The sequence below is a fragment of the Nostoc sp. genome, from assembly GCF_035638895.1.
Classification (GTDB): domain Bacteria; phylum Cyanobacteriota; class Cyanobacteriia; order Cyanobacteriales; family Nostocaceae; genus Nostoc.
On the sequence record NZ_DASQZC010000499.1, the window covers coordinates 1 to 2166 of the forward strand.

3 protein-coding genes and 1 pseudogene are annotated in these 2166 nt (G+C 37.3%); 3 read left to right on the forward strand and 1 reads right to left on the reverse strand.

All coding sequences use genetic code 11. The features are described from left to right. The 3 genes and pseudogenes from VE944_RS24890 to VE944_RS24900 form a co-directional block, all read left to right on the forward strand. On the forward strand, window positions 1-316 hold a 316-nt coding region (locus VE944_RS24890; RefSeq protein WP_324983407.1), incomplete at its 5' end, for a DUF2887 domain-containing protein. Between the two features lie 18 nt (window positions 317-334). Further along, window positions 335-589 (forward strand): hypothetical protein, encoded by a 255-nt coding sequence (locus VE944_RS24895; protein ID WP_324983409.1) that lies wholly within the window; start codon window positions 335-337, stop codon window positions 587-589. Between the two features lie 3 nt (window positions 590-592). Beyond that, window positions 593-838: pseudogene (locus tag VE944_RS24900) on the forward strand (hypothetical protein); the annotation flags it as partial. A gap of 217 nt (window positions 839-1055) precedes the next feature. Here VE944_RS24900 and VE944_RS24905 read toward each other — a convergent pair. Next, window positions 1056-2166, reverse strand: a 1111-nt coding sequence (locus VE944_RS24905) for a hypothetical protein (RefSeq protein WP_324983414.1), incomplete at its 5' end; no start/stop codon positions are given.

The following is a 2166-nucleotide window of genomic DNA, read 5'->3' on the forward strand; positions in this document are numbered from 1 at the left end:
CGAAATACTAGATATCATAACCACAATCGCCGTTTATAAGTTTTCGACCTTGAGTAGAGAGGAAGTTGAAGCAATGTTAGGACTGACTTTAGAGCAAACAAGGGTTTATCAAGAAGCGAAAGCCGAAGGTCGAGAAGAAGGTCGAGAGGAAGGTCGAGAGGAAGGTCGAGAAGAAGGTCGAGAAGAACGAGAAGCTGAAATGTTGAAACTTACCGTGCCTTTGTTACTAAAAACAGGGATGAATCTGGAGCAGATTGCTCAACACCTCAATGTTGATATAAAAGATGTCCATAACGCTGCACAGTCAAACACATAGAATGAGGAAGGTGAAGCTATGCTGGGACTGACCTTGGAACAAACAAGGGTTTATCAAGAAGCGAAAGCCGAGGGTCGAGAAGAAGGTCGGGAAGAAGGTCGGGAAGAAGGTCGGGAAAAAGGTCGAGAAGAAGGTCGAGAAGAACGGGAAGCTGAAATGTTGAAACTTACCGTGCCTTTGTTACTAAAAACAGGGATGAGTGTGGAGCAGATTGCTCAACACCTCAATGTTGATATAAAAACAGTCCAGATTACCGCACAGTCAAGCACATAGAATGAGGAAGTTGAAGCTATGCTGGGACTGACTTTGGAACAAACAAGGGTTTATCAGGAAGCGAAAGCCGAAGGTCGAGAAGAGGGTCGGGAGGAAGGTCGAGAAAAAGGTCGAGAAGAACGGAAAGCTGAAATGTTGAAACTTACCGTGCCTCTATTATTAAAAACAGGGATGAGTGTGGAGAAGATTGCTGAACACCTCAATGTTGATATAGAAGATGTTCAGCTTGCCGCAAAGCAAAACACATAGAATGGTCATTTCATAATCTGTTGTCATATTTTTGCAAAATGAGGAGAGCTTGATTAAAATCTTAAATTGCCTTTTTATGCTTTTCAAAGCGATCGCACCAAAATGTGACTGATTTAAAATAGCTACAGAGGTAGGAGAACAATGCTTGATTCTGTAAGAGCTAGGAGAGCGATCGCCTCAAAGAAGCAAATAGTAAAAAGCAATAAATAGGAATTGTTTATGTTCCAGATAGCCATTTTTCTTGTACATTAGCTTTCTGAATAGGTGCGGAAGAACTCTCGCGCCAGAGAGTTAACAGCCTTTGAAGGTATTGCCTACCTTCATAATCTGTTCTGGCAGCGTCAAGTAAATTACTAGCAATCCATTTTGCGGCTGTATCCTCTTCTTTAGTAAGTAGACATAAACAAGATGTAATAGCCTTTATATACCAAGTTCCAACTTCAGAATTGTAGAATTCCACTATTTGCTGTTTTAAACTTGTAAAATCCCTAGTTCCATCAGGATGTAGAAGAAGTGCTATCATTGCTGCTGCTCTAATACTTGGAGCTAAAGTCAAGTTTTTAGAAATTTGACTCAAAGAAGAGGCTTCCTTTACCATTTCAGAAATTATTTTACTAGTATATTCAAGCTGTTCGTCAATCCCTTTACTACGAAAAGCATTTTTGTGCCTTATAAGTAAATTCAGTAAAGATTTTATTATATGGGGTAGTAAAGGAGCTTCTAATGGCAGATTTAACTCAAAAGGGGAAAAATTAAATAAGAATGTATCTTCACATATAATTTCTAAAGATGCTATTAATAAAGCACTACGCAATTCATGTTCGCGCTCAGGCATTTCTTTTATAAACTGTCCCCAGATCGCTGGATAGCCAGATATAACTTTGGGGTTTTCTATAACCTTGTCAATAATTAGATTTACAATTTCATCACCATTAAAAACTTCTTCTTGTTGCCACAAAAAAATAGCAGCAAATGGATAGTCATTTACTAAATTTTTCCATAAATCTAGGCTTAATTGTTTTCGTAGATGTGGAATAAAATGTGGACGTTGTACGAAAGACAATTCAATCTGTTGATTCTCAGATAATTCTTCAAAATTTTGATAACTTATATTATTTAAGTATTGATTTTCTTTTGTCAGAGAGTTCGGGTTATTTATTAATATAGATAGTCCTAACATTGACAACAAAGTATTAAACAAATGCTCACCTTTATCTGAAAAGCAACTTCTAATTTCCGATAAAATCAAACGCTGTTTTTCCTTACTATAACGAGCAATCAAATAGATTAACTGCAACAGTTTGGGAGTGTTATCAAAGTTATCTAAA

Bases quoted from the DNA above. Each gene is read 5' to 3' on its own strand.
- VE944_RS24895 (WP_324983409.1), top strand. From the start codon at position 335: ATGCTGGGACTGACCTTGGAACAAACAAGGGTTTATCAAGAAGCGAAA.